The following is a 25900-nucleotide window of genomic DNA, read 5'->3' as shown; positions in this document are numbered from 1 at the left end:
CACTGCGGGTTTCATCGGTTCAGTTTCCGGATCCGCTCGGACGGCGTGATGATGTCGGTGAGGCGGATGCCGAACTTGTCGTTGACGACCACCACTTCACCCTGCGCGATCAGGCAGCCGTTGACGAGCACGTCCATCGGTTCGCCGGCAAGGCCGTCGAGTTCCACGACCGAGCCTTGCGCGAGCTGCAGCAGGTTGCGGATCGCGATCTTTGTGCGGCCGAGCTCGACGGTCATCTGGACGGGGATGTCCAGAATCATGTCGATATCGTTGCGCGTCGCAGTCGACGTCACCTTCGACAGCGGCTGGAAGACACCTGCCGCGGCGGGCGTCACATCGTTGCCGTTCTGCTCGGCCAGCGCGGCCGCCCAATCGTCGAGCGCGGGATCGCCTGCTTCGCCAGCCGCGGCTTCGGCACCCGGGGCAATTTCCGGCAGCGGCATAGCCGGAACCGGGTTCGGGGTCGGGGTGGGGGTCCCGTTCAGGTCACTCATATCCGCCTTCCTTCATTGTGTCCGCGGCGCTGATCATCTTCAGGACCCGCAACGCGTATTGACCATTGAAAATTCCGTAACCGCATTCCATCACCGGCACGCCGTCGACCTTCGCGGTAATGAATTCCGGGATGTTGATCGGCAGCACGTCGCCCGCCTTCATGTTGAGGATTTTCTCGAACGTGATCGGGATCTGCGCGAGGTCGGCGGTTACCTCAACCTCGGCGGCCTGCACCTGCTGCGACAGCACGCGCACCCAGCGGCGGTCGACTTCGAGCGCTTCGCCCTGGATTGGCGAGGACAGCACATCGCGGATCGGCTCGATCATCGAGTACGGCATGCAGATGTGCAGCGTGCCGCCGGTCGAGCCGAACTCGATCGAGAACTGGGTGACGACGACCACTTCGTTCGGCGTCGCGACGTTCGCGAACTGCGTGTGCATTTCCGAGCGCACGAACTCGAACTGCAGCGGGCGCACGCTTTTCCACGCGGTCGTGTAGTGCTCGAACACGAGGCTGAGCAGCTTGCTGATGATGCGCTGCTCGGTCTGCGTGAAGTCGCGCCCTTCGACGCGCGTATGGAAGCGCCCATCGCCGCCGAACAGGTTGTCGACCACGAAAAACACGAGGTTCGGGTCGAACACGAACAGCGACGTGCCGCGCAGCGGCTTCACGTGCACCAGATTCAGGTTGGTCGGGATCGGCAGGTTGCGCGTGAACTCGCTGTACTTCTGCACCTTCACCGGACCGACCGAGATCTCGGCGGTGCGCCGCATGAAGTTGAAGATGCCGACGCGCATCAGTCGCGCAAAGCGCTCGTTGATGATTTCGAGGCCGGGCATCCGGCCGCGGACGATGCGCTCCTGGGTCGCGATGTTGTACGGGCGTACGCCCGCCCGGTCGGCCTGCTCGGACTTGTCGTCGTGCTCGCCGGTGACGCCTTTCAGGAGGGCATCGACCTCCTCCTGGGACATGAACTCTTCGTGGCCCATCTAGATTCCTTGTGCGTCGGTTCGCGATTGGGGAAGACGCGCTCTGGCGCGACGCGTCATCACTGCACGACGAACTCGGTGAACAGCACGTCGTCGACGTGGACCGGCGGGGCGCCGGTTTCGGTCGGCTGTTCGATCAGCGTGGCGAGTTCTTTCGCGAGCGCGCGTTTGCCGTCGAGCGGTGCGAGATCTTCCGGATGCTTGTTCGACAGCGCGAGCAGCACGCGGCTGCGGATCTCCGGCATGTGCGCGGTCAGGTGTTCCTGCGTCTGCTGATCGTTGAGCTTCAGCGTGAGGCCGATGCGCAGATAGTGTGCCTCGCCGTCGTCCGATTGCAGATTGACGGTCATCGGCTCGAGCGCGAAGAAGACCGGGATGACCGGCGCGACGGCCTGCTTCTGCGCTTGCATCCCTTGCGCCGGCGCGCTCTCGTGGCGGTTCATGTAGAACCAGGTGCCGCCGCCGGCCAGTGCGGCCGCGAGGAGCGCGATCAGCACGATCACGAGCGTGCGTTTGATAAGCCCTGGCGAGCGCGGCTGCGCGGCGACTTGCTGGTTTGCGGTCGTGGTGGCCATGTGTCGTGTCTGTGAAGGCGGCGGCTGCCCGAGGTCAGCGTGAAGTCAGTTTGTTACCGTGCATTGTTCGTTAAACGCAAGCCGTGCGATGGGTCGAAAAGAGGGGGGATTCGCGGTTAGCTCGTGGGTTCGAGATCGGCTCGCGGCGGCAAATGCGGGCATGCGTCGCTGTGTACGTACGGCGCTGCGCGCGCATGCACGCACAACGGGCGGAGCGCCGGTCCATACCGTGTTCTACTGCCGGGCGTCCCGCCTGCGTTGACTTCGCCTGCCCTACGCGAACGTATCGACCAATCCCACTGTGCGGCGCGTCGGCACCGCTGTGGCCGCCGACGTTGCAGCAGCATCATCGGCAGCGATGTCGCCATAGCCACCCCGGCCGCCGCCACTCCTGCCGCCGTCCTGCGCCTGCTGTCCGTTCTGTCGTGCGAAACCGTCGCTGACGCTCGCGCTGCCCAGGCTGATGCCGTTCTGCTCCATCGCCTCGCGCAGCTTCGGCAACGCGGCTTCCACCGCGTCGCGCACCTGCTGGTGCTGCGACATGAAGAGCGCGTGCGCATGGTTGTCCGCCACTTGCAGCACGACTTGCAGCGGCCCGAGATTCGCAGGGTTCAGCGTCAGTTCCGCGCTTTGCTGGCGCACGTTCGACAGGAACACGACCTTCTGGCTGAGCGCTTCGTCCCAGTCCGTGCTGCCGACTTGCGGCGCGAGCGCGTCGGCCGCCGAGCCCGCCGTTCCCGATTTTGCCGATTGCGACGCGCCTGCGCCGCTGGTTCCGGCCGCTGCTGCCGCGCCCGCTTGGGTCGCGGCAAGTGCCGCGTTCAGCGCGTCGCCGTTGCCGGCTGCCACAGGCAGGCTGTTCGCCGCCGCCGCCGCGCTATCGGCGTTCGTCGCGGCGGCCGCCGCAGCGGCGCTGGCGCTCGTCGCGCTGGCTTGCGCCGCTTGCGTTGCCGCGGTCGTGGCGGCGGACCCGTTGTTGTCCATCGGCATCATATTTTTCGCGCCATTGTCCGCCGCTGCCTTGCTGTCGCCGAGCATCGGTCCGAGCCCGAAGCCCTTGCCCTGCGAGGTGCCGTGGCCGCCGCCGCTCAGATCGGCGTTCACCTTGTCACCCGTCGCGGCGCTGGTCGCGCCCGCCGCAAGATTCTGCACCGGCAGCGCGGTCGGATCCTGACGCCCGTTGAGTGCGGCGAGAACCGAATCGTACTTTTGATGCACGGATTTCCCGTCGCCCGCGAGCCCTTTGTGAGCGCCGACGCCGCCGGCTTTTGCGCCGCCGGCAAGCGCGGTGGCCGCGTCGTCCGCGGTTGCGTTGTCGGCGGTCGCGCTCGCGTCCTTGGCCGCGTCCGCTGCCGCGTTGGCGCGTGCCTGCGCTTGCGCGGCAGCTTCAGCGGCGGCCGCTGCTGTTGCCGCTGCATCCGCGCTGTTCGACGCCTGCGTGTCCTGCGACTTCGAACCCGTGTCGCCGTTCTTGTCGCTATCCGGTTTGCCGGCCTGCTGCGTGCTGTTGTCCGTCGACGACGATGACGACGGCTTCGTCGTCGAAGCGTCCTGCGACGCGTCCGGCTGCGCCGGCTGTGACGAGGCCGGTGCGCTGTCGCCGGGGTGCACGGTGCCTGTGCCGGTCGATGCGCTCGCATTGTCCGCGCTGTTGTTCTGCTGCGGCTGCGAACCGGATGGATTGGCCGTCGACGGCGGCTGCTGCTGCGCAGCCGGCGCCGGCGCGGCCGCCGTATTGGCCGCGTTGTTCTGTGCGTTGATGCTTTGCTGCAGCGTCTGCGCGAAAAGCGCGGCGCTATTTGCGCCGGACGCGTTGCTGACTGCCGCGCCTTGCGCGCTCAGCAGCGAATCGATCATCGAAATTCTCGACATGATGTTTCCCGTCGGTCAAAGCCGTTACTCAAACCTGGTCCAGAAAACCCGGCCGCGTGACTCGCGTCACGCGTTGCCGGTACGCATTCTTAATATCCGTGCGCCGAACTCGTCGGCATCCCGCTGTTCGCGGCGCGCGCTCTTGCGCGCTTCGACGGCGTCGCCGCGCGCCTGCAGCACTTCGTAAGAGCCGAGCTTCTGCTTCTGCTTCTGCCACTCGGGCTTGGCCGCCTCGACGCGGGCGGTCGCGTTCGTGAGCTGTCTGCGCTGCTGCTCGATCGCCGCGTCGAGCGTATCGATAAACGCCTGGAAGTTGCGCATGTTGCCGGCCGCCATGCCGAGCTGCGCGGACGTCGTGAAACGCGTGTAGTACTCGTTGCGGTACTGGATCAGCGCGTTGAGCTGCGCTTCGACGTCGTTGCGTTCGCGCTGCGCGCGGCCAAGGCGTTGGGCTGCGCCATCCAGTTCATCCTGGGCAAGCTCGATCAGCATCTGCAGCGGCGTGGGGTCCGACATCGTCAGCCTCCTTCGGTGAACAGCGAGCCGAGCGCTTTAAGGCTCGCGTCATAAGGTGCGCATTCGCGGTATCCCTGCTGCAGGAACGCTTCGATGCGCGGATAAAGGGCGATCGCCCGGTCGAGCAGCGCATCGCGTCCGCTCGTATAGGCGCCCACGTTGATCAGATCCCGGTTGCGCTGATAGCGCGACAGCATCTGCTTGAGCATGCGGGTCTTTTCGAGGTGCTTGTCGTCGATCAGCGCGTTCATCGCACGGCTGATCGACGCTTCGATGTCGATCGCCGGGTAGTGTCCGGCCTCGGCGAGCACACGCGACAGCACGATATGGCCATCGAGAATCGCGCGAGCCGAATCGGCGATCGGGTCCTGCTGGTCGTCGCCTTCGGTGAGCACGGTGTAGAACGCGGTGATCGAGCCGCCGCCCGCGGGTCCGTTGCCGGTACGCTCGACCAGCGCGGGCAGCTTCGCGAACACCGAAGGCGGGTAGCCCTTGGTCGCCGGCGGTTCGCCCACCGCCAGCGCGATCTCGCGCTGTGCCATCGCATAACGGGTCAGCGAATCCATCAGCATCAGCACGTGCTTGCCCTGGTCGCGGAAGTATTCGGCGAGCGATGTCGCGTACGCGGCAGCCTGCATCCGCAACAGCGGCGATACGTCCGCTGGCGCCGCCACGACGACCGATCGCGCGAGGCCTTCCTTGCCGAGAATCTGCTCGATAAATTCCTTCACTTCGCGGCCGCGTTCGCCGATCAGGCCGATCACAATCACTTCGGCGCTGGTGTAGCGCGCCATCGTGCCGAGCAGCACAGACTTGCCGACGCCCGAGCCGGCAAACAGGCCCATCCGCTGGCCGCGGCCGACGGTCAGAAGCGCATTAATCGCGCGCACGCCGACGTCGAGCACTTTGTGGATCGGCTCGCGATGCAACGGGTTGATGGTCGGCGCGGTCAGCGGCGCATCGTCGACGGCGGCGAGCGGGCCGAGATCGTCGAGCGGCTTGCCGGATGCGTCGAGCACGCGGCCGAGCAGGCCCCAGCCGACCGGCAGGCGCTTGGCGCCCGTCATCGGGTCTTCGACCGGCGCGCTTTCGAGTGCAAATACGCGTGCACCGGGCAGCAGTCCGTGCACTTCGGTGGTCGGCATCAGAAACAGACGATCGCCGGCGAAGCCGACGACTTCTGCTTCGGCCATCGCGAGCGTGCTGCCGGGCGGCAGTTCGATCATCACTTCGGAGCCGACCGATAGCCGCAGGCCGACCGCCTCGAGCACGAGACCCGCTGCGCGCGTGAGGCGCCCGCATGCCCGTAGTGGCTTCGCGATCGCATTGCGCGTGCGCAGCCCGTCGAGCCGTGCGCGCCATGCCTCCAAATGCGGGTTGTCTGCCGCGACGCCTGTCTGCGCATGCGGCGGGTTCGAGCCGAACGACGCGAGTGCGAGTTCGCGCTCGAGCGGCGTGAGGTCGCTGGTGGCGATTTCGTCGAGGGTCGGCGGGCTTACCATGTGCTGACCTTGCCGAGCGCGGCGGCAACGCGCTCCCAGCGTGTGCTCAGGGTCGCGTCCACTTCGCCGGTGGCGGCCTGCGCGCGGCAGCCACCGCGCTCGATCGCCGGATCGGTGCGCACATTCCAGCCGCGCGCACGCAGCTCTTCCATCAGATACGCTTCGACGATCGGCAGATCCGCCGGGCTCACAATCAGATGCGGCGCGCCGGACAGCGCCGGCTCCGCGGCGATCACTTCGCGCGCGGCGGCGACGAGCGCAGTGGGGTCGTGCTGCACGTGCTGGCGCACCACCTGTTGCGCGATATCGAGCGCGAGCGCGACGAGCGTCTCGGCCACTTCCGTTTGCGCGGCGTTGAGCGCGCCTTTGAACGAATCGGCGATCGCGATTACGCGCTCGGCTTCTTTGCGCGCTTCGGCGCGCCCCTGCTCGACCCCTTTTGTGTGTCCCTGCTCGTAGCCCGCCTGATAGCCGAGCGCCTGGCCGGCCACGTGACCGGATGCGACGCCCTCCGCGTGTGCCGCGTCGCGCAGCCGTTGCAACTCGGCCTCGATGTCGCGTTCATCAACGGGTTCGGGTTCCGGCACCGGGTCGAACGATGCCATCTCCCAGCGCTGATACGCCGACAGGCTGTCGCTGCGCGCGGACTCACGTTCAGACATAAGCATCTTCCGCCTTGCCGCCGATCACGATCTGGCCGCTTTCGGCGAGGTTGCGCACGATCTGCAGGATGCGCCGTTGTTGCGTTTCGACTTCGGACACGCGCACCGGGCCGCGCGCGTCGAGGTCTTCGGCGAGCAGTTCGGCCGCCCGCTGCGACATGTTCGACAGGAACTTCTGCCGCAGCGCGGGCTGTGCGCCTTTCAGCGAGATGATCAGTGCTTCCGATTCCACTTCCTTCAGCAACAGCTGGATCGCGCGGTCCTCGAGGTCGAGCAGGTTCTCGAATACGAACATCTGGTCGATGATCTTCTGTGCGAGTTCGGCGTCGTACTGCCGTACGTTTTCGAGCACCGACTCCTCGTGGTTGCTCGGCATGAAGTTGAGAATTTCCGCCGCGGTGCGAATGCCGCCCATCGGGCTGCGCTTCAGGTTGTCGCTACCCGACAGCAGGCCGGTCAGCACGTCGTCGAGCTCGCGCAGCGCGGCCGGCTGGATGCCGTCGAGCGTCGCGATGCGCAGCAGCACGTCGTTGCGCAGCCGCTCGCTGAAGCATGCGGCGATCTCGGATGCCTGATCGCGGTCGAGGTGCACGAGAATCGTCGCGATGATCTGCGGGTGTTCGTTCTTGATCAGTTCGGCGACCGCCGCCGAGTCCATCCACTTGAGGCCTTCGATGCCGCTCGTGTCGCTGCCTTGCAGGATGCGGTCGATGATCGCGCCGGCCTTGTCTTCGCCGAGCGCCTTGGTCAGCACCGAGCGGATGTAATCGCTCGAATCGAGCGATAGCGCGGTGTGCTGTTCGGCTTCGCGCGCAAACTCCTGCAGTACCTCGTCGACCTGCTCGCGGGTCACGTTGCGCAGCGCGGCCATCGCGACGCCGATCTTCTGCACCTCGCGCGGGCCGAGGAACTTGAATACCTCCGCCGCCTCTTCCTCGCCGATCGACATCAGCAGCAGCGCGCTTTTGGTTATGCCTTCAGCGTTCATCGGACACCCAGTTCTTGACGACGGTTGCGACGATCTTCGGATCCTGGCGGGCAATCGTGCGCGCGTACTCGAGGTTGCGCTCGAAGCGATGCTTCTCGTTTTCGAACGCGAGCAGCGCCGCGTCCGGACCATCTTCGGCCTTCTCGGCGGCTGTCATGCCGTCGAGCAGCATCGGTTCGTCGGACGAGGGCAGCGCCGCGGTGGCGGTCGCCTCGGCCGGCGGCGGGAACGCGCGGCGCAGCGCCGGCTTCACCATCACGAAGTAGAGGAACAGCGCGACGGCCGCGATGCCCAGATACGTCGCGATCTGCTTGCCGAGCGCGATCATGTCCGGCTGGCGCCACCACGGCAGGTTCGCGTTCGGGTCGACCGGCACCGTGAACGGGCTATTGACGACGTTCACCGAGTCGCCGCGCTTCGCATCGAAGCCCATTGCGTCCTTCACCAGCTGTTCGACCTGCGCGAGCTTATCGGCGGGCAGCGCCTGCATCGTCGTGTGACCCTTCGCGTCGACGCGCGGCATGTAGTTGACCACCACCGCGACCGACAGCCTGCGGATGCCGCCGCCGCCTTGCTGGAAGTGGCGCACCGTTTTGTCGAGCTCGTAGTTGGTCGTTGAATCCTTGTGATCGCTGATCGGCGTCGGCGGGGTGGCGCCGCTCGCGCCGTTCGGTGCGTCGATCGGCGCCTGCGTCGCCTGCGGCGGCTGGTTCGTCAGCGCGCCCGGCACGCCCGATGCGCCGGCCTGCTGCGTCTGCACGTCGCTGCTCGACTGCTGGCTGCGGATTGCCGACTGGCCCGGGTTGCCACCGTTCGGCTGATAGGTTTCGGCGGTCTGCTCGACCTTCGAGAAGTCGATGTCGGCGCTGACCTGCGAGTGCGCATTGCCGGCGCCGAAGAGCGGCGCGAGGATTGCGTCGACGCGCTGCTGCGTGTCGCGCTCGACCTGTTTCACATATTTGAGCTGGCTCGCGTCGAGCCCGGTGCCGGCGCTCGGCTGCGTGAGCAGGTTGCCGTCCTGGTCGACGATCGTCACGTTGCGCGGCGACAGTTGCGGCACCGCCGACGCCACCATATGCGTGATCGCGTTCACCTGGCCTTCATCGAGCACGCGGCCCGGATACAGATTCACCATCACCGATGCGGACGGCGGCTCGGCATCGCGCACGAACACCGACTGCTTCGGAATGGCCAGATGCACGCGTGCGGACTGCACGGTCGAGATCGTCTGGATCGTGCGTTCGAGCTCGCCTTCGAGCGCGCGCTGGTAGTTCACTTGCTCGGCGAACTGGCTGATGCCGAACTTCTGGTTGTCGAGCAGTTCGAAACCAACCGAACCGCTTTTCGGCAGACCTTGCTGGGCGAGGCGCATGCGCATCTCATGCACCTGGTCGGCGGGCACCATGATCGCGCCGCCGCCGTCGGACAGCTTGTACGGAATGTTCGCCTGCTGCAGCGCGGCGACGATCGCGCCGCCGTCGCGGTCCGTCAGGTTACTGTAAAGAACCTTATAGTCGGGCGCACGCGACCACATCACGAGCCCGACGACGATCGCGATCAGCAGCGCGACGGCGACGATCAGCGGCGCGCGCGGGTTGCCGCGCATCTGGGAAATCGACGACGGAAACGACGACAGCCGCTGCGCGAAATTGCCGCCGAGGCCGAGGTCGGCCGCTGCGGCAGCCTGGCCGGCAGCGGCGCCCGCCGTGCCCGCGGCGGCGGGCTGCGGGTTGGCGAGGCCCATGCTGCGGCTTTCGGGGTTGATCAAAGAATTGGCTGACGAATCCATGCGTCGGGGTTCTCCGGGGATGCCAGGGCTCGGTCCGCGGGGGCCGCGGCAATCGCAGCGGGCGCGCGGACAGAGACTTTCACGTTGGGCATTTTCCACGGCGGGATGCAACGTGATTGGCCGAATAGAGCAGGGTTTTCCCCCCAGTTTCGCGGCTGTCCGTAAGACTCCCGCGTTTATGCTTCCCGTCAATCCGGCATGGCGGCCGTGGTCGGTTCGCGCAGCGCCGGTTCTTTTTCCCTGGAGCAATCATGACCGTCGCGAACCCGCTGACTTCCGCGCTGCAGCAGATCCAGTCGATGGCGTCGGAAGCGGCCGGCGACCCGGCCGCGCCGGGCGCGCAAGCAGGCGCCACGTACACCGGCAGCTTCGGCGCCGCGCTGAAAGCGTCGCTCGACAAAGTCAGCAATGACCAGATGAGCGCCGACAACGAGGCGAAGGCGTTCGAAGTCGGCGCGCCGAACGTGTCGTTGAACGATGTGATGATCGACGGCCAGAAGGCCGGTATTGGCTTCCAGTTCGCGCTGCAGGTGCGCAACAAGCTGGTGACCGCGTACAACGACATCATGCAGATGCAGGTGTGATCGGCGCGAAGCGCTCCCGGCAGTCCCTCGTTCGGCACCCTAAAGCTTTGTCCTGACCGTCCGATAACACGGACACAGTCACCGCAGCGCGCCTTCGCGCAGCAGTGGGGCTGGCTTTGTCTGGATCAACCGCAGCGCGCATCACACAGGAGGAGCGCCGATGTTTTCCCCAGGGCACGCCGGAGCCAACGCTTACGCACGCGTGGGCAACGAGACAGGGGTGATGGGGGCAAGTCCGCATCGCCTGATCGCGATGCTGTTTCAGGGTGCGCGCAAGGCAATTGGACAGGCACGCTTTCATCTGCAGCAGGGCGAAGTCGGACGGCGCGGCGAAACGATCGGCAAGGCGATCTCGATCATCGAGAGCGGCCTGCAGGCATCGCTGGACCGCAATGCCGGCGGCGAAATCGCCGAGCGGCTCAATGCGCTGTACGGCTACATGGCAAGGCGCCTGCTGGAAGCGAATATCAAAAGCAATGAAGCGATGCTGATCGAAGTTGACGGTCTGCTCGCAACGCTCGAGGAAGCATGGACGGGTATTGGGCCGGAGGTGGCGCGGATTGCGGCACAGGGATCCGCGGAAGCGGCGAGATGACTGCGAATCAGGAATACTTCGCCCGCTATGAGGCGATCGCGGCAATATCGTGCCGGATGTTGATGGCCGCCCGCGATGCGCTGTGGGGCGAATTGGCTCACATGCAGAACGAGTATCGCAGTCTGGTCGACAGTCTGAAAGAAGCCGAAGCGGGCGTGCATCTCGACGATGACGAGCGCGGCCGCAAATACGAGTTGATTCGTGAAATTCTCGCCAATGACGCCGCGATCCGCGAACTCGCGAATCCGCGTCTCGCGAAGCTGTCCGCGCTGTTCGCGGGCCGCACGGCGAAGGTACTGAAAGAGATCTACGGGGCGCGGTGAGACAGGCTAGCCGCCGGCGCACGTACGCCGGCGGCGGTTTGCCTGTCGACGCTGATCAGGCGGTCCCTCCCGCTGACCGATTCCGGATTTTTGTCACTAATTTCTGTTTTTTGCCTGGCGACGACAGGAAGGATGCATGACCAACATCGACACGGCCGTTGCTGCGCTGCTCGCGAGCCGCGTTGACAGCCTGTTGTCGATTGCTTCACGCAGCAATGCCTCGACGGCGCAGACGGGCACGTCCGCGCTGACTGTCGATACGCCGACGACGAGCGGCACGCCGGTTTCGTTACTCGATAACCAGCCGCAGGCTTCCACCCAGACCATCCTGTCGCGCATCGCGCTGACGCTCGACGCGATCATGCGCTCGGGCGGCGATGCGACGCCGTCGGTCGTCGGCCAGTGGCCGATCTGGCCGGTCGTGCCGGCGCTCGAGGAAGGGCTCGGCGCGCAGCCGGGCGCCACGCCGGACGGCAACGCTGCGCAAGCCAACCCGGGCAACGGCGCGGCTACGCCGACGCCTTCCCAGTCTTCCCAGACGCAAACCCAGACCGGCGCCGCGCAAGCTTCAACGGCCGCGACGCTCGCTGCCGTTACGGTACCGGTCGACGCGCTCGCGCAGGCGCTGCGTCAAACGGTCGGCGAAAGCGGGCTCTTCTACGAATCGCATCTTGCGCAGTGGCTCAGCGGCCAGCGCCCGCCCGCATCGTTATCCGATGAGCCGCAGAACCGGCTGGTCGCCGAGGCGGCGCAAATGCCGCTCGACTGGGCGCTCGATGAAGACGCCGCGGCGGATGGCGATGGCCCTCCGTCATGGTGGCGCGGCGGCTCGTCCGCGCAGCCAGGCGGTGGCGCGACCCAGTCAAACGCGGCGGCGCACCAGGCGCAGGGCAACCCGATGCCGATGTCGGCGCGCCTGGCAGCCGCCGTTCAGGAGTTTGCCGAAGACGCGTTCGGCAGCGGTCCGTCGCCGCAGTCGGCGCGCGACGGTGCGCAAGCGGGCAACGCGAACAACGGCCAGGCGAATGCGGCGCAGGCGCAGCTGTCGACGCAGGCGATGGCCGCCTCGGTGCATCCGGCGACCGTCACGCTCGTGCGTCAGCAGCTCGATCTGCTGGCAACCGGCGAATTCCGCTGGAGCGGCGAAGCATGGCCCGGCGCGCGGCTCGACTGGACGATCGAGGAGAGCGTGGATCGCTGGTCGCGCGGCGGCGATGGCGACGCGGAGGATATGGAGGGGGTTCATCCATGGCGCACCCGGCTCACGCTGTCGTTGCCGGTGCTGGGCACGATCGATGCCGATCTGACGCTGGTCGGGATGCAACTTGTCGCACGCGTGCAGGCCAGCCCGACGGGCGCCGCGCGGCTTGCGGCGCAAGGCGAATCGTTCAGGCAGCGTCTGGCGGCAGTCGGCATCGCGCTCCATGCGCTGTCGATCCGGGAAATCGTTGGAGGCGGCCCCGGTGGCGGTCCCGGCGGCGGGCTGGGCAGCGGGACGTCGGCGACGCAAGCCGCGCAGGCCTATGCGCGTTCCGCTTCCGCGGCAGCCGGCGCCGGCCATCCGGCAGGCGACGCACATGCCGGCAGCCATGGAGCGACGCCGTCCGGCCCCTTCGACGCGGACGTTCTGCTTTGAGCCGCACCCATCGCAAGAGCGCGGCGGCGCTCTCATACGACGATCAACGACCGGGCGGCACGCCGCGCGTCGTCGCGAAGGGGTATGGGCTCGTCGCGGAAATGATCGTGCAGCGCGCGAAAGAGGCTGGTCTCTATGTGCACGAGGCGCCGGAGATGGTGTCGCTGCTGATGCAGGTCGACCTTGATGCGCGAATTCCGCCGCAGCTTTATCAGGCGGTCGCGGAACTGCTGGCGTGGCTGCACCGGCTGGAAAGCGGTGCGGCCGACGCAACCGACGAACCAGGCGCGGACAATACCGTTTCGATCGCTCCCGAGCCACACGGCGACCCGGCCGTGGATTCCGCTGCCGCGCGCTTGCCGCGCGGCGATGTTCCGCCGACGCGCTGGTTGAAATAACGCGCGAGGCTCGGGCGGGTCACGCCGCAAATGCGCGTTCGACGAGTGCCGCGTGATCCAGCGTCGGCGGCAACGAGCCATAGACGCGGCCGCTATCGCCGCAACCATCGGCGACGCGCGTCGCAATGAACGCGTCGGCGACGCACGACGGCGCGTGCTGCACGAGCAGCACCGCCTGCCCGATCAGGATCAGTTGCTGCGCGATGCGGCGCGCGGACGCCTCGCGAATATCGGACGACGTGGTGAGCGTCGTGAGTAGCCGGTCGAGTGCGCCCGCGAGCGCGGCATGGTTCTGTGCGACGCTACGCCATCCGGTAAGCAACGCCTGCGCGGCTTCCGGTTCCCTTTCGAGCGCGCGCAGCACGTCGAGGCACATCACGTTGCCCGACCCTTCCCAGATCGAATTGACGGGCGCCTCGCGGTAGAAACGCGCCATCGGCCCTTCTTCGACATAGCCGTTGCCGCCCCATACTTCCATCGCTTCGCCGGTGAATTCGAGCGCGCGCTTGCAGACCCAGTACTTCGCGGCCGGCGTGACGAGCCGCCGCCACGCACGCTCTTCGAGCGTGCCCGTGGTGTCTTCGAACGCGCGCGCGAGCCGCATCACGAGCAGCGTGGCCGCTTCGGATTCGAGCGCGAGGTCCGCGAGCACATTGCGCATCAGCGGCTGTTCGGCCAGCATGCGGCCGAATGCGCTGCGATGCCGCGCGTGATGGATCGCCTGCACGAGCGCCGCGCGCATCAACGCCGCGCTGCCGAGCGCGCAATCGAGACGCGTGTAGCTCGCCATTTCGATGATGGTCGGCACGCCGCGGCCCGCGTCGCCGACCATCACGCCGTACGCATCGAAGAACTCGACCTCGCTGCTCGCGTTCGAGCGGTTGCCGAGCTTGTTCTTCAACCGCTGGATGCGGACCGCGTTCTTGCCGCCGTCGGGTGTGAAGCGCGGCACGAAAAAGCACGACACGCCTTCGTGATCGTCGGTGCGTGCAAGGACGAGATGCGCATCGCACTGCGGCGCCGAGAAGAACCACTTATGACCGACGAGGCGATATTCGCCGCCGCGCCCGGAACCGCCTGAGTCATGTACCGCGAACGCGCGCGTGCGGTTGCTGCGCACGTCGGAGCCGCCCTGTTTTTCGGTCATGCCCATGCCGATCATCATCGACGTTTTTTGCGCGAACGGCAGGTCGCGCGGATCGTGCTCGCGCGCATACAGCTTGTCGCGCAGCGCGGCGAACAGTTCCGGTTCGCGTTGCAGCACCGGGATGCTCGCGAATGTCATCGTCATCGGGCATAGCGCGCCCGATTCGATCTGCGCATGCAGCAGATAGGCCGCGCAACGCGCGACCATCGCGCCGGGCTGCGGATGCGCGAACGGCAGTGCGTGCAGGCCCGCGCCGCGCAGTTGCGCAAGCAACGTGTGCCAGGCGGGATGAAACTCCAGCGCGTCGATGCGTTCGCCGCGCGGGCTGTGCGTCGACAGCTCCGGGGTGTGGCGGTTCGCGAGTTCGCCAAGCGCGAGAACGTCGGGCTTCGTGAGCGCCGCACCGTCGCGTTCGAGCGCGGTGCGGTGCCAGCCGGCGCCTTCGCGGTCGACGGCCGCGACCAGTGCCGGGTCGCTGGTGAACAGGTTGTAGTCGGCGAGTAGCGGTACCTGATTGGTCACTTCGTGCGTGTTGCCGGGGCCGAACATGTCCATCTGCTGTCTCCGTCTGCGGCGTGGGCGAGATGGGCTCATTGTCGCTCGCCGGGCGCCGCAGCGGCGAGTTTTACGCCGGCCATGACTGCGTGGTTTGACGAAACGGGGGCGCTTTGCGCACGCTCGGGCAACGGCGATATGATATGAAGTGTGATCGCGCTCGGCTGAGCAAGCCCATCGCTCCTCGGCCTGCTTCGAGGTCCAACGGTTCAGAAAACCGGGGTCAACAGACCTCCTGCCCCAATGCGGATTGGGTCTCTCCAAAGATGGATACCCGTGCGGAATTCGCGCCTGTGCCGTCGTAAACAAGTCACCACGTAACCGCGTAGACATCCGGACTCTTCGTGGTGAATGAGTAGCGCGCTCGATCGCTTGTTGCCGGTGGAATCTCCGTCAGGGAGGCGCAATGTTCGATTGGTCCAGGGTGCAGGATTTAATTCGTGGAATCGCGGCGAGCGTCGCCGTGATTAGCCACGACGAAGCGAACAAACTCGTTATCGAGGCCTGTAATGAGGGCTTCTTTCGCATGATCGATGTCAATCACGTCTGCATCGACGCGTGTCCGATACCTTTTGAACCGCTAATACCGCATTACGCGCGGACCGAATTCCGGCAAAAGCTGCAGGAGTGCTTCGAGTCGGGCGTTGCGCAGGAGCTCGAACAGGCTTATGACCTGAGGGACGGCACACACTGGTGGCGCCTGTCGCTTAAGCCGTTCCGCGCGGTTGCCGGCGCGCCGCCGATCATCGGCATCCTCGTCACCGGCCTCGACATCACGGCGAAGGTGCAACTGACGCATGACCTCGACGTCAGCACATCGCGTTTTCGCTCGGTCGTTCACGCCGCGTACGACGCGATCATCACGATCGACCAGCAGCAATGCATCACGCTGTTTAACCGGGCCGCGGAAGATCTGTTCGGATACACGTCCGACGAGATGCTCGGCCAGCCAATCGAGCGTTTGATTCCCGAGCAATATCACCCGAATCATCCGCAATACGTGCGTCAATTTGCGCAATCGCCGGTTCGCTCACGCCAGATGAACGAGCGCGATCGTGTGTATGGACAACATCGGGACGGATCGATGCTGCCGCTGGAAATTGCGATCTCGAAGATCAACGTTGGTGGACTGCTCGAATTCACCGCGGTGATCCGCGACATCAGCGATCGGGTCATGCTGATGGATTTGCTGCAGAAACGCGCGGTGACGGACGAGCTAACCGGCTTGCCGAATCGCCGCGAGTTTGCAGAGGTGGTGGACAAACTTCTGGAGTCCGATCGGATGCTGTCCGTGTTTATGCTCGACATCGACTACTTCAAGCGAGTAAACGACAGCTTCGGTCACGACGTCGGCGATGAGGTGTTGCGTGCGCTGGCCAAGGTCGCGCTCAATTCGGTGCGGAAGGCCGCGGTTTTTGCGCGCTGGGGCGGGGAAGAGTTTGTTGCCGCGCTCCCGGGACTGAGTGCGGAGGAGGCCGGCGTGATTGCGGACAAGCTGAGGTCGACGATCGAGCGGCAGGACTTCCAGTTCAAATGGCGGTTGGGCTCGCCGGTGCCTTTTACGGTAAGCATCGGCGTGTCGGCTCGAAAGCCCGGCGAGCACGACGTGGATGCGATCGTCAAGCGAGCGGATCTCGCGCTCTATCGAGCCAAGCAAGGCGGGCGCAATCGCGTTGAGATCGGGTAGGAACGGGCGCAGCGCTCCGTCGATCCACGGGGAACCGTCTACGACGTTTCAACTGTTCCATCGGGATGAACCGATCTACCCACTCCACTATTTTTTGCGGTCGCCGGTCGCCGCCGGTATCGCGGCCGCGCCGCTCATCACGATGCCGAGCGCCGGCGCGTTCATGAAGTCGTCGCCGGACAGGCCGCGCAGCGCTTCACGCGCCACCTCGAGCCATGCGCGTGCCGCGTGCGACAGATAGCCGTTACGCCGCCAGCCGATCGCGATTTCCCACGGAATTTCCGGCTCGACAACCGGCCGGCAGGTGAACTGTCCGGCATCGAGCCGGCGGCAATAAGGCGCGGGCAACAAAGCGATGCCGACGCCGGCCAGCACCAGCGCGACCATGAAGTCCCAATGCTCGCTGCGGCTTGCGACGGTCGGTGCGAAGCCGGCCCTACGGCATGCCTGCAGCACGACGTCGTTGAGCGCGAGGCTTTCGCCGTAGAACACGAATGGTTCGCTTGCCAGATCCGCGAGCGGCACCTCTTTTGCCGCGTCCCAGCATGAGCCGATGCGTGCGACGAGCCACAGGCGCTGACGCGTGATCGGCAGCGTGTCGATCGCGTCGGGGTCCACGGGCAGCAGCACGCCGCCTAGCTCGAGTTCGCCGCCGATCAGCGCTGCCTCGACCGCGCGAGAGCCTTGCTCGATCAGTTTCAGTTCGACCTTCGGATAACGTTGCCGGAACGCGGCGATCGCCGGACTGAATAGCGCGCCGCCCATCGGCGGGATGCCGATGGTCAGCGTGCCGCGGCCGAGTGTGCCGAGGTCGTCGAGTTCCTTTTGCAGTTGCGCGTGTGCGGCGAGCACATCCTGACCGCGCTGACAGACGATCCGCCCCGCGTCGGTGAGCACCATCTGGCGGCCGTCGCGCAGCAGCAGCGGCGAGCCGATCTCATCTTCGAGCGCCTTCACCATCTTGCTGATGGTGGGTTGGGTGACGAACAACTGCTCGGCGGCGGCGGTGAAGCTTTGCTGCCGGACGACCTCGATGAAGTAGCGAAGCGCACGCAATTCCACGATCAGGCTCCCAAAAAGCAGTTCAACCCGGGCGCGACCCGGGCCAACCCGGTGGTTTCAACCCCCAATTTAACCCGACGAATTCCAATCTGGAATGATTCGAATGTCTCTAAGTCATTATATTTATATCAGTAGAAACCCTATACTGCGCTGAACTTAAACGTCACCAGGGAGTGATCGCGATGAGCATTTCTGTCACGAAGCTGGCCGCTAGCGCGCGTTCGGGCGCCGTCGCGCCGGTGGCGCGCGCACTGCGGGTCGTCGTCCAGTGCGGGGTGCTCGCGGGCGTGTGGTTTGTCGCGGACTTCGCCGTGCGGCGCATCGGTCTGCCGGTGCCCGGTGGCGTGATCGGTCTGCTCGCCCTGCTCGCCGCGCTGTTGTGTGGCGGCATTGCGCCGCATTGGGTAAAGGCCGGAGCCGACTGGCTGCTGTCCGAATTACTGCTGTTCTTTATTCCCGCAGCGGTGGCGGCGGTCCAGTATGGCGGGCTGCTGCGCGAGAACGGCTGGCGGCTTGCGCTGGTCGTCGTGGCCGGCACGCTGATGGTGATGGTCGCGGTGGCGTTCGCGGTCGAACAGACTTCGCGTTTCGAGCGCCGTCTTGCATTGCGGCGCATCCCGGTCGATCGCCAGCCGGCCCGGTAGCATTCGTCAGGCGCCAACGCACGTTTGACGCGTTCGCGAGCTTCAACCCGTCCACTGCGGCAAGCCGCGAGGCAGCACGTTTGCGATGAGCACCCTTTACACATTCCTGTTTGCCGACAACCCGTCGCGGCTGATCGCCGCCGGCTGTTTCGTGCTGACGGTAGCGCTCTACTTCCTGTCGAAGGCGCTCTACGCGCGCGTGAAAACGATGTGGTTCACGCCGCTCGTCGCGGTGCCGATCGTGCTGGTCACGGTCGTCTGGCTCGCGCATATTCCGTATCGGGTCTATTTTCAGGACACGCGCTGGCTGATGTGGCTGCTCGGGCCGGCGACCGTCGCGTTCGCCGTGCCGATCTACGAGTATCGCGAACTGATGAAACAGCACTGGATCTCGCTCTGCGTCGGTGTCGCGGTCGGCATTGTGGTTGCGGTCGGTGGGTCGCTCGCGCTCGCGAAACTGCTGCACCTGTCACCCGATTTGCAACGCAGCCTGATGACACGCTCCGTGTCCACGCCGTTCGCGCTCGCGGTCAGCGACAGAATCCATGCGCCGAAGGACCTGACCGCGCTGTTCGTGATTGCGACCGGCGTGTGCGGGATGCTGTTCGGCGAGCTAGTGCTGGCGCTGCTTCCGCTGCGTTCGCGGCTCGCGCGCGGCGCATTGTTAGGCGCCTCCGCGCATGGTGTGGGTACCGCGAAAGCGCGCGAACTCGGCAGTGAAGAGGGGGTCGTCGCGAGCCTGACCATGATGATCGCCGGCGTCGCGATGGTCCTGCTCGCCCCAATCTTCCCGCTGCTGCCAATCTGAACGTGCGCCGCGCCGCGCGGCCGCCCGCGTCGGCGTGCGCCACTTTTCAGGTGCGGCAACCGTGCGGCCGTCGCGGTAATTGCCGATCGCACGCGCCACCCTGATTTGCTACAATCTGCCCTCGCCTTCGAGGAGCGTTGCGACGGGTTCTTCCCGCCAGGCTCGAAGGTGGTCAATTCAAAGGCATGCGCGTCCCGCGCGGCTTGCACTTTGCATCGAACGGCGCTCACGTCAATCTTCTAATTCTCTTAGAAAGGAGGGCGTGATGAACGCCGCAGTTTACGATTCCAAAGACTCGAAAGATTTTGTCGTTGCCGACCTGGCGCTTGCAGGCTGGGGCCGCAAGGAACTCAACATTGCCGAAACGGAAATGCCGGGCCTCGTGCAAATCCGTGACGAATACAAGGCTCAGCAGCCGCTGAAGGGCGCGCGCATCGCCGGCTCGCTGCACATGACCATCCAGACCGGCGTGCTGATCGAGACGCTGAAGGCGCTCGGCGCGGACGTGCGCTGGGCATCGTGCAACATTTTCTCGACGCAGGACCACGCAGCGGCAGCCGTCGCGCAAAGCGGCACGCCGGTGTTTGCATTCAAGGGCGAATCGCTCGACGAATACTGGCAATTCACGCACCGCATCTTCGAATGGCCGAACGGTCAGTTCGCGAACATGATTCTCGACGACGGTGGCGACGCGACGCTGCTGCTGATCCTCGGCTCGAAGGCCGAGAAGGATCGCTCGGTGATCGCCAAGCCGACTAACGAAGAAGAAACCGCACTCTTCAAGTCGATCGCGCAGCATCTGGACGCGGACCCGACGTGGTACTCGAAGCGTCTTGCGCACATCAAGGGCGTCACCGAAGAAACCACGACCGGCGTGCACCGTCTGTATCAGATGGAGAAGGAAGGCCGCCTGCCGTTCCCGGCCATCAACGTGAACGATTCGGTCACGAAGTCGAAGTTCGACAACCTGTATGGCTGCCGCGAATCGCTGGTCGATGGCATCAAGCGCGCAACCGATGTGATGATCGCCGGCAAGATCGCCGTGGTGGCCGGTTACGGCGACGTGGGCAAGGGCTGCGCACAGTCGCTGCGCGGTCTGGGCGCGACGGTTTGGGTGACCGAAATCGATCCGATCTGTGCGCTGCAGGCGGCGATGGAAGGCTATCGCGTCGTGACGATGGAGCATGCGGCGGATAAGGCCGACATTTTCGTGACCGCGACCGGCAACTACCATGTGATCAATCACGATCACATGAAGGCGATGCGCCACAACGCGATTGTCTGCAACATCGGGCACTTCGATTCGGAAATCGATGTCGCGTCGACACGCCAGTACACGTGGGAAAACATCAAGCCGCAAGTCGACCACATCATTTTCCCGGATGGCAAGCGCGTCATTCTGCTGGCTGAAGGCCGCCTCGTGAACCTCGGCTGCGCGACCGGCCACCCGTCGTTCGTGATGTCGAACTCGTTCACGAACCAGACACTCGCGCAGATCGAACTGTTCACGCAAGGCGGCAAGTACGAGAACAAGGTTTACGTGTTGCCGAAGCAGCTCGACGAGAAGGTCGCGCGTCTGCATCTCGCGCGCATCGGCGCGAACCTGACGCAACTGTCGGCCGAGCAGGCAGGCTATATCGGTGTGGACACGAACGGCCCGTTCAAGCCGAACCACTACCGCTACTAAGCACGTTGCCGGATGCGCGCAGTGCACCGCGCAAGCGGTTCACACTGCGCGCGTTCACGTTCAATGCGGATCGCAAGCCACCAAGGAGCCTGATATGAGCGTGCTGTTGACCTGGCTGATCAATGCGCTTGCGTTGTTGATCATCACGTACCTCGTGCCGTCGATACACATCCGCAGTTTCGGTACCGCATTGATCATTGCGCTGGTGCTCGGGCTGATCAACACGATATTGCGGCCGGTGCTGATCCTGCTCACGTTGCCGGTCACGATTCTCACGCTGGGACTCTTCATCCTCGTCGTCAATGCGCTGTGCTTCTGGTTATGCGCGTCGCTGCTCAAGGGCTTCGAGGTGTCCGGCTTCTGGTCGGCGTTCTTCGGCTCGATTCTGTACAGCATCGTTTCGTGGCTGCTATCCGCGCTTATTCTCGGCAATCGCAGTTTCGGCTAACCGTCGCGACGCGTGCGATCGATGCCTCGCGATTTCTTGTCGGACCATGAACCCGCACCATGAACCCCATCGAACTTTCATTCGAATTCTTTCCGCCTAAAACGCAGGAAGGCGTCGAAAAGTTGCGCGCCACGCGTGCGCAACTGCTGCCGCTCAAACCCAAGTTTGTGTCGGTTACGTTCGGCGCCGGCGGCTCGACGCAGCAGGGCACGCTCGACACCGTCATCGATATGGCGCAAGGCGGCCTCGAAGCGGCGCCGCACCTGTCGTGCATCGGCTCGTCCAAAGAGAGCTTGCGCGCGATCCTGAACCAGTACCGCTCGCATGGCATCCGCCATATCGTCGCGCTGCGCGGCGATTTGCCGTCGGGCATGGGCGAAGTCGGCGAGCTGCGCTATGCGTCGGAACTCGTCAGCTTTATCCGCGCCGAGTTCGGTGACTGGTTTTGCATCGAAGTGGCCGCGTATCCGGAATACCATCCGCAGTCGCGCTCGCCGCGTCACGATCTGGAAAACTTCGCGCGCAAGGTCAAGGCCGGCGCGGACTCCGCGATCACACAGTACTTCTTCAATGCGGATGCGTACTTCCATTTCGTCGACGATGCGCGCAAGCTCGGCGTCGATGTGCCGATCGTGCCCGGCATCATGCCGATCACGAACTTCTCGCAGCTGATGCGTTTTTCGGAGATGTGCGGCGCGGAAGTGCCGCGCTGGATCGCGCGCCGGCTCGAGAGCTTCGGTGATGACCGCGAGGCGATTCGCGCATTCGGACTCGACGTGGTGACGCGGTTGTGCCAGCGGCTCGTCGACGCGGGCGTGCCGGGCCTGCATTTCTACACGCTCAACGGCGCTGCGGCGACCAAGGCGATCTGCGAACGGCTCGGGCTGTAATCCGGCGCGCATATTCACCATGCCAATCAACGTCATGCGCGGCGCCGCGCATGACCTGGTTCGACCGTCGTCGGCCTGTGGTTGACCGCGGATGACCGCGAATGACATTTCGCAGCACAAAGCGGCCTATCCGGCCCACCTCCCCTACACATGTTTCCATGTTTGCGCCACACGGTTTTTGTCCGCTTGTGGGGGCCAGCAAAGCTCAGTAATATCGCGCTACGCTGGCTTTGGCCGGTTACAAATCTGGAGGAAACATGAAACAAAACAGACTGTTGCGCGCGCTCCGGCTCACGACGCTGAGCGCGGTCGCAGCGGCATCGATGGCGGGGACCCAACTGGCCAACGCCGCCGATATTCCGAACAAGACTCTCGTTTTCTGCTCAGAAGGCAGCCCCGCGGGTTTTGATCCGGCGCAATACACCACGGGCGTGGACTTTACCGCGAACACGTTCACCGTCTACAACCGGCTCGTCGAATTCGAGCGCGGCGGCACGAAGGTGGAGCCGGGCCTCGCCGAAAAGTGGGACGTGTCGCCGGACGGCAAGACGGTGACGTTCCACCTGCGCCACGGCGTCAAATTCCAGACCACGGCGTACTTCAAGCCGACGCGCGAATTCAACGCGGACGACGTGGTATTCACGTTCGAACGGATGCTCGATCCGAACCAGCCGTTCCATAAGGCCTACCCGGTGCAGTTTCCGTACTTCACCGACATGGGCCTGGACAAGCTGATCACGAAGGTCGAAAAAGTCGACCCGTATACCGTGAAATTCACGCTGGCGGAAGCGAACGCGCCGTTTATCCAGAACATCGCGATGGAGTATGCGTCGATCCTGTCGGCGGAATACGCGGACCAGTTGCTCAAGGACGGCAAGGCTGCCGACATCAACCAGAAACCGGTCGGCACGGGCCCGTTTATTTTCCGCAGCTACACGAAGGACGCGACGATCCGTTTCGACGGCAATCCTGACTACTGGAAGCCGAACACGGTGAAGCTCTCGAAGCTGATCTTCTCGATTACGCCTGACCCGGGCGTGCGCGTACAGAAGCTCAAGCGCGACGAATGCCAGGTGATGAGCTATCCGCGTCCGGCCGATATCGCGCCGCTGAAGGCGGACAACAACATCCAGATGCCGTCGCAAGCGGGCTTCAACCTGGGCTATCTCGCGTACAACGTCACGCACAAGCCGCTCGACAAGGTCGAGGTGCGTCAGGCACTCGACATGGCGATCAACAAGAAGGCGATCGTCGACTCGGTCTACCAGGGCGCGGGCCAGCTCGCGACGAACCCGATGCCGCCGACGCAATGGTCGTTCTATCAGGGGCTGAAGGCCGCGTCATACGATCCGGACAAGGCGAAGGCGCTGCTCGCGAAGGCCGGGCTCGCCAATGGCTTCGAGATCACGCTGTGGGCGATGCCGGTGCAGCGTCCGTACAATCCGAACGGCAAGCTGATGGCGGAAATGATCCAGGCGGACTGGGCGAAGATCGGCGTGAAGGCGAACATCGTCACGTATGAGTGGGGCGAGTACATCAAGCGCGCGCACGCTGGCGAAGACGACTCGATGCTGATCGGCTGGACCGGCGACAACGGCGATCCGGACAACTGGCTCGGCACGCTGCTCGGTTGCGAAGCGGTGAATGGCAATAACTTCTCGAAGTGGTGCTATAAGCCGTTCGACGAGCTCGTGCAGAAGGGCCGCACCACCATGGGCCAGGATGCCCGCACGAAGATTTATGTGCAGGCGCAACAGATCTTCGCGGAACAACTGCCGTTCTCGCCGATCGCACACTCGACGGTCTATCTGCCGATGAGCAAGAAGGTCGTCGACATGCGCATCGAGTCGCTTGGCTATCAGCGCTTCGACGGCGTCGGCATGCAGTAAACCTCGACAACTCGATAAACAGCCAGCCGCAGTAAGTTTTTCGCACGGTTAAGAAGACTGGTCGAAATTGTCCGGCGACGGGGTCACGAGCCCTTGTCGCCGGTTGCGTTTTTCCCCACCCAGACTATAGGGACGATCCATGTTCCGATTCGTTTTGCGCCGCATCGGGATGGTGATACCGACTTTCATCGGTATTACGATCCTTGCGTTCGCGCTCATCCACCTGATCCCCGGCGACCCCATCGAAGTGATGATGGGCGAGCGCGGCGTCGATCCGGCGATGCATGCCGCGGCGCTGCACCGCCTCGGGCTCGACGAGCCGCTGCCGGTTCAATATCTGCATTACGTTGGCCGCGCACTGTCCGGCAATCTGGGCACGTCGATCATCACGAACACGAGCGTGATGGACGAGTTTCTCGCGCGCTTCCCGGCCACGGTCGAACTGTCGATCTGCGCGATGCTGTTCGCGCTGGTGGTCGGCCTGCCGGCCGGCGTGATCGCTGCGTTGCGGCGCGGCACGGTCGTCGATCACGGCGTGATGGGCACCGCGCTGACCGGCTACTCGATGCCGATCTTCTGGTGGGGCTTGATCCTCATCATGTTCTTTTCGTCGAAGCTCGGCTGGACACCGGTGTCGGGCCGCATTGCGGTCGAATACGACATTCCGCACGTGACGGGTTTCCTGCTGATCGACTCGCTGTTGCCCGGCACCGACGAAGGCTCGTTCCGCTCGGCGCTCAGCCACCTGATTCTGCCGGCCATCGTGCTCGGCACGATTCCGCTTGCGGTCATCGCGCGGATGACGCGCTCGTCGATGCTCGAAGTGCTGCGCGAAGACTACATCCGCACCGCGCGCGCGAAAGGCCTGTCGCCGGCGCGGGTGATTGTCGTCCACGCGCTGCGCAACGCACTGATTCCGGTCGTCACCGTGATCGGCCTGCAGGTCGGCACGCTCCTCGCGGGCGCGGTGCTGACCGAGACGTTGTTCTCGTGGCCCGGCATCGGCAAGTGGCTGATCGATGCGATCAGCCGGCGCGACTATCCGGTCGTGCAGGGCGGCATTCTGATGATCGCGACGCTGGTTATTGTGGTGAACCTCGTCGTCGATCTGCTATACGGCGTGTTGAATCCGCGCATTCGCCATACGAGGTAAAAAAATGTACCCCCACGCTCACATACGTTCGCTGCCCCCCGAGGGGGTGCATGCCTCCCTTGAGGCGGCTCGGCGGGAGGCATGCCGTGGCTGATATCCAAAATACCGTCCCCCAGGCGGTCACCCCGCCAAGTGGCCGCGCGCTCGCCGCACGTGAATTCTGGGCGAACTTCTCGCGCAACCGCGGTGCGGTCGGCGCGGGCATCGTCGTGCTGGTGCTGGTCTTCATCGCGATCTTCGCGCCGTTGATCGCGCCGCATAGTCCGATCGAGCAATACCGCGATTTCGTGAAGATTCCGCCCGCGTGGCTCGACGGCGGCAACTGGAAGTTCATCCTCGGCACCGATGAAGCCGGCCGCGACATTCTTTCGCGCCTGATGTACGGCGCGCGGCTGTCGTTCTGGATCGGTTGTGTGTCCGTGGTGCTCGCGCTGGTTCCCGGCATCGTGCTCGGCCTGATCGCCGCGTTCTTCGAGAAGTGGGCCGACACGCCGATCATGCGCGTGATGGACGTGCTGCTCGCGCTGCCATCGCTGCTGCTCGCAGTTGCGGTGGTGGCGATCATCGGTCCGGGTCTGTTCAATACGATGTTCGCGATTGCAATCGTCGCGTTGCCGGGCTATGTGCGTTTAACGCGCGCATCCGCGCTCGGCGAATTGCACAAGGAATACGTGATGGCGTCGCGCGTCGCGGGCGCCGGCACGTTGCGGCTGATGTTCTCGCAAGTGCTGCCGAACTGTACCGCGCCGCTGATCGTGCAGGCCACGCTCGGCTTTTCGTCGGCCATTCTCGATGCGGCCGCGCTCGGCTTTCTCGGCCTCGGCGTACAGCCGCCTTCCGCGGAGTGGGGCGCGATGCTTGCGTCCGCGCGCGACTATATCGAAAGCGCGTGGTGGATCGTGACGATGCCCGGCCTTTCCATTCTGATTTCGGTGCTCGCGATCAACCTGCTTGGCGACGGGTTGCGCGATGCGCTCGATCCCAAACTGAAGCGGATGGCCTGAC

The 25900-nt window shown here is 64.7% G+C and carries 25 protein-coding genes and 1 riboswitch; of the genes, 14 read left to right on the top strand and 11 right to left on the bottom strand.

Annotated elements, in window-relative coordinates; all coding sequences use genetic code 11:
• Positions 1–11: 11 nt before the first annotated feature.
• The 9 genes from fliN to fliF all read right to left on the bottom strand — a co-directional run bounded on the left by fliN (position 12) and on the right by fliF (position 9389).
• A complete protein-coding gene (gene fliN / locus HV796_RS19475) occupies positions 12–494 on the bottom strand; it encodes a flagellar motor switch protein FliN (RefSeq protein ID WP_175228133.1) in 483 nt (160 codons plus the stop codon).
• Positions 487–1485 carry a flagellar motor switch protein FliM gene (gene fliM / locus HV796_RS19470; RefSeq protein ID WP_175228132.1) on the bottom strand — a complete coding sequence of 333 codons (999 nt, stop codon included), beginning with the start codon at positions 1483–1485 and terminating at the stop codon, positions 487–489. Before fliM ends, fliN begins: the two co-directional genes overlap by 8 nt.
• Before the next feature lie 59 nt (positions 1486–1544).
• The gene (fliL, locus tag HV796_RS19465) at positions 1545–2060 is read right to left on the bottom strand and encodes a flagellar basal body-associated protein FliL (protein ID WP_175228131.1); all 516 of its coding nucleotides are present in this window, start codon (positions 2058–2060) and stop codon (positions 1545–1547) included.
• A gap of 273 nt (positions 2061–2333) precedes the next feature.
• On the bottom strand, positions 2334–3932 hold the full coding sequence (locus tag HV796_RS19460) for a flagellar hook-length control protein FliK (RefSeq protein WP_175228130.1): 1599 nt from the start codon (positions 3930–3932) through the stop codon (positions 2334–2336).
• A 66-nt stretch (positions 3933–3998) separates the two neighbouring features.
• Entirely contained in the window at positions 3999–4448 is a 450-nt protein-coding gene (fliJ, locus tag HV796_RS19455; RefSeq protein ID WP_175228129.1) for a flagellar export protein FliJ, read from the bottom strand.
• 2 nt (positions 4449–4450) lie between these two features.
• Positions 4451–5950, bottom strand: a complete 1500-nt coding sequence (gene fliI / locus HV796_RS19450) for a flagellar protein export ATPase FliI (RefSeq protein ID WP_175228128.1) — start codon at positions 5948–5950, stop codon at positions 4451–4453.
• On the bottom strand, positions 5944–6618 hold the full coding sequence (gene fliH / locus HV796_RS19445) for a flagellar assembly protein FliH (protein WP_175228127.1): 675 nt from the start codon (positions 6616–6618) through the stop codon (positions 5944–5946). Before fliH ends, fliI begins: the two co-directional genes overlap by 7 nt.
• On the bottom strand, positions 6605–7600 hold the full coding sequence (fliG, locus tag HV796_RS19440) for a flagellar motor switch protein FliG (protein WP_175228126.1): 996 nt from the start codon (positions 7598–7600) through the stop codon (positions 6605–6607). The genes fliH and fliG overlap by 14 nt, the downstream gene beginning before the upstream one ends.
• Positions 7590–9389: a flagellar basal-body MS-ring/collar protein FliF gene (gene fliF / locus HV796_RS19435; RefSeq protein WP_175228125.1), complete on the bottom strand. Its 1800-nt coding sequence runs from the start codon at positions 9387–9389 to the stop codon at positions 7590–7592. Before fliF ends, fliG begins: the two co-directional genes overlap by 11 nt.
• Before the next feature lie 248 nt (positions 9390–9637).
• Here fliF and fliE point away from each other — a divergent pair, with 248 nt between their 5' ends.
• From fliE to HV796_RS19410, 5 genes are all read left to right on the top strand, one after another.
• Complete coding sequence (gene fliE / locus HV796_RS19430) at positions 9638–9973, top strand: flagellar hook-basal body complex protein FliE (RefSeq protein ID WP_484555915.1); 336 nt, start codon at positions 9638–9640, stop codon at positions 9971–9973.
• 160 nt (positions 9974–10133) lie between these two features.
• Positions 10134–10568 (top strand): flagellar export chaperone FliS, encoded by a 435-nt coding sequence (gene fliS, locus HV796_RS19425; protein ID WP_175228123.1) that lies wholly within the window; start codon positions 10134–10136, stop codon positions 10566–10568.
• Positions 10565–10891, top strand: a complete 327-nt coding sequence (locus tag HV796_RS19420; RefSeq protein ID WP_175228122.1) for a flagellar protein FliT — start codon at positions 10565–10567, stop codon at positions 10889–10891. The genes fliS and HV796_RS19420 overlap by 4 nt, the downstream gene beginning before the upstream one ends.
• A 136-nt stretch (positions 10892–11027) precedes the next feature.
• On the top strand, positions 11028–12527 hold the full coding sequence (fliK, locus tag HV796_RS19415) for a flagellar hook-length control protein FliK (RefSeq protein WP_175228121.1): 1500 nt from the start codon (positions 11028–11030) through the stop codon (positions 12525–12527).
• Positions 12524–12925: an EscU/YscU/HrcU family type III secretion system export apparatus switch protein gene (locus tag HV796_RS19410; RefSeq protein ID WP_175228120.1), complete on the top strand. Its 402-nt coding sequence runs from the start codon at positions 12524–12526 to the stop codon at positions 12923–12925. The genes fliK and HV796_RS19410 overlap by 4 nt, the downstream gene beginning before the upstream one ends.
• A gap of 19 nt (positions 12926–12944) precedes the next feature.
• On the opposite strand, the gene HV796_RS19405 is transcribed toward HV796_RS19410, so the two are convergent.
• On the bottom strand, positions 12945–14627 hold the full coding sequence (locus HV796_RS19405; RefSeq protein ID WP_175228119.1) for an isovaleryl-CoA dehydrogenase: 1683 nt from the start codon (positions 14625–14627) through the stop codon (positions 12945–12947).
• Positions 14628–15033: 406 nt separating this feature from the next.
• Between HV796_RS19405 and HV796_RS19400 the strand changes: the two genes are divergently transcribed.
• The gene (locus tag HV796_RS19400; protein WP_175228118.1) at positions 15034–16314 is read left to right on the top strand and encodes a sensor domain-containing diguanylate cyclase; all 1281 of its coding nucleotides are present in this window, start codon (positions 15034–15036) and stop codon (positions 16312–16314) included.
• 87 nt (positions 16315–16401) lie between these two features.
• On the opposite strand, the gene HV796_RS19395 is transcribed toward HV796_RS19400, so the two are convergent.
• The gene (locus tag HV796_RS19395) at positions 16402–17376 is read right to left on the bottom strand and encodes a LysR family transcriptional regulator (protein ID WP_175228117.1); all 975 of its coding nucleotides are present in this window, start codon (positions 17374–17376) and stop codon (positions 16402–16404) included.
• A gap of 182 nt (positions 17377–17558) precedes the next feature.
• Here HV796_RS19395 and HV796_RS19390 point away from each other — a divergent pair, with 182 nt between their 5' ends.
• From HV796_RS19390 to HV796_RS19355, 8 genes are all read left to right on the top strand, one after another.
• Entirely contained in the window at positions 17559–18020 is a 462-nt protein-coding gene (locus tag HV796_RS19390; RefSeq protein ID WP_175228116.1) for a CidA/LrgA family protein, read from the top strand.
• Between the two features lie 85 nt (positions 18021–18105).
• On the top strand, positions 18106–18828 hold the full coding sequence (locus HV796_RS19385) for an LrgB family protein (protein ID WP_175228115.1): 723 nt from the start codon (positions 18106–18108) through the stop codon (positions 18826–18828).
• Positions 18829–18951: 123 nt separating this feature from the next.
• A riboswitch (S-adenosyl-L-homocysteine riboswitch) is annotated at positions 18952–19063 on the top strand.
• Positions 19064–19093: 30 nt separating this feature from the next.
• Positions 19094–20515 carry an adenosylhomocysteinase gene (gene ahcY / locus HV796_RS19380; RefSeq protein ID WP_175228114.1) on the top strand — a complete coding sequence of 474 codons (1422 nt, stop codon included), beginning with the start codon at positions 19094–19096 and terminating at the stop codon, positions 20513–20515.
• 94 nt (positions 20516–20609) lie between these two features.
• Complete coding sequence (locus HV796_RS19375) at positions 20610–20963, top strand: phage holin family protein (protein WP_175228113.1); 354 nt, start codon at positions 20610–20612, stop codon at positions 20961–20963.
• Between the two features lie 59 nt (positions 20964–21022).
• A complete protein-coding gene (gene metF / locus HV796_RS19370; RefSeq protein ID WP_175228112.1) occupies positions 21023–21853 on the top strand; it encodes a methylenetetrahydrofolate reductase [NAD(P)H] in 831 nt (276 codons plus the stop codon).
• 257 nt (positions 21854–22110) lie between these two features.
• Entirely contained in the window at positions 22111–23742 is a 1632-nt protein-coding gene (locus HV796_RS19365; RefSeq protein ID WP_175228111.1) for an ABC transporter substrate-binding protein, read from the top strand.
• 139 nt (positions 23743–23881) lie between these two features.
• Entirely contained in the window at positions 23882–24895 is a 1014-nt protein-coding gene (locus HV796_RS19360; protein ID WP_175228110.1) for an ABC transporter permease subunit, read from the top strand.
• An 86-nt stretch (positions 24896–24981) separates the two neighbouring features.
• Positions 24982–25899: an ABC transporter permease subunit gene (locus HV796_RS19355; RefSeq protein WP_175228109.1), complete on the top strand. Its 918-nt coding sequence runs from the start codon at positions 24982–24984 to the stop codon at positions 25897–25899.
• Position 25900: the final 1 nt, after the last annotated feature.

This window comes from Paraburkholderia humisilvae, from assembly GCF_902859855.1.
Taxonomy (GTDB): Bacteria; Pseudomonadota; Gammaproteobacteria; order Burkholderiales; family Burkholderiaceae; genus Paraburkholderia; species Paraburkholderia humisilvae.
The sequence above is the reverse complement of the archived record's forward strand: the minus strand, read 5'-3'. Positions and strand labels throughout refer to the sequence as shown.